The following is a 6,992-nucleotide window of genomic DNA, read 5'->3' on the forward strand; positions in this document are numbered from 1 at the left end:
CCGCCCGGGAGCGGACGGCCGGTCTCCGCGGCGACGGCGCCCCGCGCGGCGGGCCCGCGGCGTAGGTTGGCGCCATGAGCGTGGTCATCGCGGTGGTCGCGACCTTGCTGCTGACGTGGGTTCCGGCGCTGCTGTGGCGGCGCCGCCGCGGGACGGGCGGCGACCTCGGCGGGCCCGCCCGGCGCGCGACGTTCGAGACGCTGCACACCGCGTCGCGGGCCGCGCCCGCGTTCCGCGCGGGCCTCACCGAGCAGGGCGCGCAGAAGGCCGCGCGGCACCTGCGGGCGCTGCTCGGCTGCCCCGGGCTCGCGATCACCGACGGGGAGCGGCTGCTCGCGTGGGACGGCGAGCCCGAGCACCACGCGGGCGAGGTCGTCGGGCACGCCGAGGTGACGCTCGGGAACGGGCGCACGCAGGTGCACGACGTCGCCTGCGAGCGGCTCGACTGCCTGATCCGCCGCGTCGTCGTCGTGCCGCTCGCCACCGACGACCGGGTGATCGGGACGCTCGCCGCGTACGGGGAGGACGTCCCGGCGGGGCTCATCCGGGCCGCCGAGGAGGTCGCGCAGTGGGTGGACGCCCAACTCGAACTCGCCGAACTCGACCGCTCGCGCACCCGGCTGATGGAGGCGGAGATGCGGGCGCTGCGGGCCCAGATCTCCCCGCACTTCATCTACAACTCGCTGACGACGATCGCGTCGTTCGTCCGCAGCGACCCGGAGCGCGCGCGGGAACTGCTCCTGGAGTTCGCCGACTTCACCCGGTACTCGTTCCGGCGGCACGGCGACTTCACGACCCTCGCCGAGGAACTCCACTCCATCGACCAGTACCTCCTGCTGCAGCGCGCCCGGTTCGGGGAGCACCTGCGCGTGCGGCTGCGGATCGCGCCGGAGGTGCTGCCCGTCGCCGTCCCGTTCCTGTGCCTGCAACCGCTCGTCGAGAACGCCGTCCGGCACGGCCTCCAGGACCGCTCGGAGCCCGGCCTCATCACGATCGTCGCCGAGGACGCGGGCGCCGACTGCGTCATCAGCGTCGAGGACGACGGCATCGGCATGGACCCCGAGGACGTGCGGCGGCTGCTGTCCGGCGGCGACCGCCCCGTCGCCGACGAGGCCGCCGGGATCGGGCTCGCCAACGTCGACGACCGGCTCCGCCAGGTGTACGGGGACGAGTACGGCCTCGCCGTCGAGACCGGCCCGGGCGCCGGGACGAAGGTGACCGTCCGGGTGCCCAAGTACAAGCCGGGCGTGACGGCGTCCACGTCCTGACATGTCGTGTCGTGGGGGACGGCGCGCCGGACGCCGGGCGTCGCCGCGCGCTTGACTTGCGGACGTCCTTTGACTGGAATGTGGCGCACGGCACAGGAAGGGACGGTGTTGTGGGCCTGCGTGTCCTGGCGGTGGACGACGAGGGTCCGGCACTGGACGACCTCGTGCACCTGCTCAGCTCCGACCCGCGGATCGGTGAGATCCACACCGCGCGGGACGGCGCCGCCGCGCTGCGGCGGCTCGACCGGTCGCTCGCCGAGAACCGGCCCATCGCGGCCGTGTTCCTCGACATCCGCATGCCCGGACTGGACGGCACCGTGCTCGGCCGCGTCCTCGCGCAGTTCGCGCGGGCGCCGCACATCGTCTACGTCACCGCCTACGACGACCACGCCGTGGACGCGTTCGAGATCAAGGCGACCGACTACATCCTGAAGCCGGTCCGGCCGGAGCGGCTGCGCGAGGCGATCCGGCGGGTCATCGAGGGCAGCGAGGGCGCCGACGGCGGCGAGGACGTCGAGTCGGGCCCCGGCGAGCCCGAGCCGATGCCGGTCGAACTGGGCGGCGTGACCCGGTTCGTCACCCCGGGCGAGGTCCTGTACGTCGAGGCCCAGGGCGACTACGCGCGCCTGCACACGCAGGGCGGCAGCCACCTCGTCCGGATCCCGCTCGCCGCGCTGAAGGAGCGCTGGCGCGGCGCCGGGTTCGTCCGCGTGCACCGCAGCCACCTCGTGTCGCTGTCGGCGATCAAGGAGCTGCGGCTCGACTCCGGGCGCTGCACGGTCATGGTCGGCGACGCCGAACTGCCGGTGAGCCGCCGGCACGTCCGCGAGCTGCGCGACCTGCTCGTCCGGCGGGCGAGGCGGGCGCCGTGACCCCCGGCGGCCCCCCGCCGGACGGCGCCGCGGGCGGCGCGCCGGACGGCGCGTCGGCCCGCCTGCCGGGCGGGGCGGCCACGGCGCCCGGGCGGGTGCTCGTGACCGGGTCGCGGGCCCGCGCCGCGCGCCGTCCCCGGTACCCCGTGACGCGCGAGATCGACGAGCAGACCGGGCTCGGCGAGGCGTACATGCGCTCGCTCGTGCGCGCCCAGTTCCGGCTCGCGGCCCGGCTGTGCGCCGTCCTCGGGATCGTCGTGTTCGGCCTGCCCGGGCTGTTCGCGCTGGTCCCGCAGGCGCGCGAGCAGCAGGTCCTCGGGCTCCCGCTGCCGTGGGTCGTGCTCGCCGGGGCGATCTACCCGTGCTTCGTCGTCCTCGGCCGGCTGTACGTCCGGCTCGCCGAACGCAACGAGGACGACTTCGCCGAACTCGTCGACCGCGACCCCGCCGCCCGCGACCCGCTCGCCACCGACCCGACCGGCGCGCTCGCGACCCACGTGCCCGGCCCGCCCGGCGCGCCCCGCGCGCCCGATGCGTCCGGTGCGCCCCGGCCGCGCCCGTCCGGTCCGGCCGATCCCCCGGCATGAGCACCGCGTACGGGCTCGCCGGGGTCGTCGTGGTCGTGCTCGCCACCGTCCTGATCGGCACGCTCGGGGTGCGGATCTCCCGCACCACGTCCGACTTCTACGTCGCCTCCCGGACGGTGACGCCGCTGCGGAACGCGTCCGCGATCGGCGGCGAGTACCTGTCGGCCGCGTCGTTCCTCGGCATCGCCGGGCTGATCCTCGCGCACGGCGCCGACATGCTGTGGCTCCCCGTCGGCTGGACGGGCGGCTACCTCGTCCTGCTCGTCCTGGTGTCGGCGCCGCTGCGCCGCTCCGGCGCCTACACGCTGCCCGACTTCGCCGAGGCGCGCCTGGAGTCGATGGCGGTGCGCCGCGCCGCGTCCGTCCTCGTCGTGCTGATCAGCTGGCTGTACCTGCTGCCGCAGTTCCAGAGCGCCGGGCTCGTGCTGCGCACGGTCGCGGGCGCGCCGGTGTGGACGGGCGGCGTCCTCATCGCCGTCGTCGTCGCGGTGAACGTGCTGGTCGGCGGCATGCGCAGCATCACGCTCGTCCAGGCGTTCCAGTACTGGCTGAAGCTGACCGCGCTCGCCGTGCCGATCGTCTTCCTGCTGCTGGCGTGGCGGTACGACGGCGCGCCCGGCCTGTCCTCGAACCTCCCGCCGCGGTTCCCCGAGCGCACCACCGTGTCCGTCGGCCTGGCGGTCACCGTGAACGTCACCGAGCCCGTCCGGGTGACCGCGGACGGGCGCGTCGACGGCCGGACGGTCGACGGCGCGCCCCTCGACCTCGCGCCGGGCCCGCACCACATCGACCAGGGGACGAGCGTGACGTTCCCCGGCGGCGCGAGCGTCCCGCACGTCCAGGGCGACCCGGTGAAGACCGACCGCGAATGGTCGATCCCCCTGGGCGGCGACCATTCCCTTTACGCCACGTACTCGCTCATCTTGGCGACGTTCCTGGGGACGATGGGGCTCCCGCACGTCCTCGTCCGCTTCTACACGAACCCGGACGGGCGCGCCGCGCGCCGCACGACCGTGATGGTCCTGTCGCTCCTCGGCGCGTTCTACCTGTTCCCCGCCCTGTACGGGGCGCTCGGCCGCCTCTACACGCCCGAACTGCTCATGACCGGCCGCACCGACGCGGTCGTCCTCACCCTCCCCGGACGGCTCGTCGGCGGGCTCGGCGGCGACCTCCTCGGCGCCCTGGTCACCGGCGGCGCCGTCGCCGCGTTCCTGTCGACGTCGTCGGGCATCACCGTGTCGGTCGCCGGGGTCCTCGCGCAGGACATCCTGCGGGGCGGCGTCCGCTCGTTCCGCGCCGGGACGCTGCTCGCGCTGGTCGTCCCGCTCGCGCTCGCCTTCGCGGCGCGGTCGCTGTCGGTCGCCGACGTCGTCGGGCTCGCGTTCGCCGTCGCCGCGTCGACGTTCTGCCCGCTGCTCGTCCTCGGCGTCTGGTGGCGGCGGCTCACCGTCCCCGGCGCCCTCGCGGGCCTCGTCACCGGCGGGACGCTCGCCGGCGCCGCCGTCGCCTGGACCATCACCGCCCCGCCGGCGGGCCTCGCGGGCGCGCTGCTCGCCGAGCCCGCCGCGTGGACCGTCCCGATCGCCTTCGCCGTCATGATCGTCGTGTCGTGGTGCACGCCGCGGCGGGTGCCGCCCGGGACCGCGCGGATGATGGTGCGGCTGCACACGCCCGAGTCGCTGAACGTCGACCGCGGCACGTGGCGGCCGAAACGCGTGTGACCGCGGCCGGACGAGCCCGGCCGCGGTCACACGCGAGGCGAGGCGCGCCGCGCCCGTCCGGTCTCAGCCGAGCCGGAGGGCGCGCGGGTCGGTCGCCACGCCGCCGAAGCTGCTGGTGCAGCCGGTGACGTCGGCGGACTCGAGCGAACCCGTGCCGTCCGAGTCGATGTCGCCGCGCAGGTCGGCGCTGGCCGTCTACGGCCATCCGATCGCCGTCCGGGACGACCGTTCATCGCGCGAAACCGTCCGCTCACCGACGGCACGTGTAGATCGTCGCGGACGGGCGGCAGCCCGCCGCACCCCGCCCCGCACCCCCTCGCACCCGCCCGGGACGCTCCCTACGCTGCGCGTGACCGGCGTCACAACACAGGAGGGGTGGTCGTGTCCGACGAAAAACGCGCCACCGGCACCGTCTATGAACGGTTCCAGGCCAGCGACGATTTCCAGGAACTGAAGCGCAGATTCCGCCGCTTCGCGTTCCCCATGACCGCCGCGTTCCTCGTCTGGTACCTGCTGTACGTCGTGCTGTCCGGCTGGGCGCGCGACTTCATGGGCGTCAAGCTGTTCAGCTCCGCCAACATCGCCCTGATCTTCGGGTTGCTGCAGTTCGTCTCGACGTTCGCGATCGCGTGGCTCTACGCGCGGCACGCCGAACGCAAGCTCGACCCCCTCGCCGACAAGGTGCGCGGCGGCGTCGAGGCCGAGGCCGCCGCCGCGCACCGCGACGACCTCGGGAAGGCGGAGGACGCCCGATGAGCCACGAGACCCTGTCGATCCTGCTGTTCCTGGCGTTCGTCGCCGCCACCCTCGCGATCACCGTCTGGGCCAGCCGGAACACCAAGGACGCCACCGACTACTACGCGGGCGGCCGCTCCTTCTCCGGCGTTCAGAACGGCCTCGCCATCGGCGGCGACTACATGTCCGCCGCGTCCTTCCTCGGCATCGCCGGCCTCATCGCCCTCTACGGCTACGACGGCTTCCTCTACTCGATCGGTTTCCTCGTCGCCTGGCTCGTCGCGCTGCTGCTCGTCGCCGAGCTGCTGCGCAACTCGGGCCGCTTCACGATGGCCGACGTCCTCGCGTTCCGGATGAGCCCCCGGCCCGTCCGCACCGCCGCCGGCGTCTCCACCATCGTCGTGTCGATCTTCTACCTGCTCGCGCAGATGGTCGGCGCGGGCGCGCTCGTCGCGCTGCTGTTCGGCTTCACCAGCGACTTCGCCAAGGGCGCGACGATCGCGCTGGTCGGCATCCTGATGATCGTCTACGTCGTGTTCGGCGGGATGAAGGGCACCACCTGGGTGCAGATCGTCAAGGCCGTCCTGCTGATGACCGGCGCCACCCTCGTGACGCTGCTCGTCCTCGGCGAGTTCGGGTTCAACGTGTTCAGCCTCATGCAGGACGCCGCCGACCAGAGCGGCAAGGGCGAGGCGTTCCTGGAGCCCGGCCTCCGCTACGGCACCGAGGAGCAGGGCCTCTCCGGCAAGCTCGACCTCGTCAGCCTCGGCCTCGCGCTCGTCCTCGGCACCGCCGGGCTGCCGCACATCCTGATCCGCTTCTACACCGTGCCGACGTCCCGCGACGCCCGCAAGTCCGTCCTGTGGGGCATCGGCATCATCGGCGCCTTCTACCTGATCACCCTCGTCCTCGGCTTCGGCGCCGCCGCACTCGTCGGAACGGAGGAGATCCGCTCCGCCAACGCGGCCGGCAACACCGCCGCACCACAGCTCGCCCAGCGCGTCGGCGAACTCGTCTTCGGGGACGTCGGCGGCACCGTCCTGCTCGCGGTGATCGCGGCCGTCGCGTTCGCGACGATCCTCGCCGTCGTCGCGGGCCTCACGCTGGCGTCGTCCTCGTCCTACGCCCACGACCTGTACGCCCACGTGTTCAAGCGGGGCAAGGCCACCGAGCGGGACGAGGTCCGCGTCGCCCGCATCTCCGCGTTCGTCATCGGCGCCGTCGCGATCGTCCTCGGGATCTTCGCCCAGCGCCTCAACGTCGCGTTCCTCGTCGCCCTCGCCTTCGCGGTCGCCGCGTCCGGCAACCTCCCCGCGATCCTGTACAGCCTGTTCTGGAGGCGGTTCAACACGGCCGGCGCCGTCTCCGCGATCTACGGCGGGCTCGGCGCGGCGCTGTTCCTGGTGTTCTTCTCACCGGTCGTGTCGGGTTCGGAGAAGGCCCTGTTCACCGGCGCCGACTTCGACTGGTTCCCGCTGGAGAACCCGGGCCTGGTCTCCATCCCGATCGGCTTCTTCTGCGGCTGGCTCGGCACGATCCTCAGCAAGGAGCACAACGCCGAGAAGTACGCCGAGATCGAGGTCCGCTCCATGACCGGCGCGGGCGCCGAGCAGGCGTCGCAGCACTAAGAGGACCCCGCGCGGCGACCGTCGCCCGGTTCGCGCGGCACGCGGCCCCGTCCCACCCCGCAGGGACGGGGCCGTCGCGCGCCCGCCGCCCGGGCCGCGTGCCGGACTCGCCGCGGCGGGCCGACGATGAGCCAGGTCATGGTGGCGAGCTTGCGCTTGCCGGGCAGCTTGACGAAGAAGG

General features: G+C 73.7%; 6 protein-coding genes. All 6 read left to right on the forward strand.

What is annotated here, in order from left to right; genetic code table 11:
- Window positions 1–74: 74 nt before the first annotated feature.
- The 6 genes from AB0L25_RS37955 (at window position 75) to AB0L25_RS37980 (ending at window position 6,811) form a co-directional block, all read left to right on the forward strand.
- Window positions 75–1,268 (forward strand): sensor histidine kinase, encoded by a 1,194-nt coding sequence (locus tag AB0L25_RS37955; protein WP_500178096.1) that lies wholly within the window; start codon window positions 75–77, stop codon window positions 1,266–1,268.
- Between the two features lie 110 nt (window positions 1,269–1,378).
- Window positions 1,379–2,140: a LytR/AlgR family response regulator transcription factor gene (locus AB0L25_RS37960; RefSeq protein ID WP_500178097.1), complete on the forward strand. Its 762-nt coding sequence runs from the start codon at window positions 1,379–1,381 to the stop codon at window positions 2,138–2,140.
- On the forward strand, window positions 2,137–2,727 hold the full coding sequence (locus AB0L25_RS37965) for a DUF485 domain-containing protein (protein ID WP_500178098.1): 591 nt from the start codon (window positions 2,137–2,139) through the stop codon (window positions 2,725–2,727). The genes AB0L25_RS37960 and AB0L25_RS37965 overlap by 4 nt, the downstream gene beginning before the upstream one ends.
- On the forward strand, window positions 2,724–4,448 hold the full coding sequence (locus AB0L25_RS37970; RefSeq protein WP_500178100.1) for a sodium/solute symporter: 1,725 nt from the start codon (window positions 2,724–2,726) through the stop codon (window positions 4,446–4,448). Before AB0L25_RS37965 ends, AB0L25_RS37970 begins: the two co-directional genes overlap by 4 nt.
- Before the next feature lie 381 nt (window positions 4,449–4,829).
- On the forward strand, window positions 4,830–5,204 hold the full coding sequence (locus tag AB0L25_RS37975) for a DUF485 domain-containing protein (RefSeq protein ID WP_500178101.1): 375 nt from the start codon (window positions 4,830–4,832) through the stop codon (window positions 5,202–5,204).
- Window positions 5,201–6,811 carry a monocarboxylic acid transporter gene (locus AB0L25_RS37980; protein ID WP_500178103.1) on the forward strand — a complete coding sequence of 537 codons (1,611 nt, stop codon included), beginning with the start codon at window positions 5,201–5,203 and terminating at the stop codon, window positions 6,809–6,811. The genes AB0L25_RS37975 and AB0L25_RS37980 overlap by 4 nt, the downstream gene beginning before the upstream one ends.
- Window positions 6,812–6,992: the final 181 nt, after the last annotated feature.

Origin of the sequence: Spirillospora sp. NPDC052242 (assembly GCF_040679555.1) — a bacterium.
Classification (GTDB): Bacteria; Actinomycetota; Actinomycetes; order Streptosporangiales; family Streptosporangiaceae; genus Spirillospora.

Coding starts and splice junctions, on each gene's coding strand:
- AB0L25_RS37955 (WP_500178096.1), top strand. CDS start 75: ATGAGCGTGGTCATCGCGGTGGTCGCGACCTTGCTGCTGACGTGGGTT.
- AB0L25_RS37970 (WP_500178100.1), top strand. CDS start 2,724: ATGAGCACCGCGTACGGGCTCGCCGGGGTCGTCGTGGTCGTGCTCGCC.
- AB0L25_RS37980 (WP_500178103.1), top strand. CDS start 5,201: ATGAGCCACGAGACCCTGTCGATCCTGCTGTTCCTGGCGTTCGTCGCC.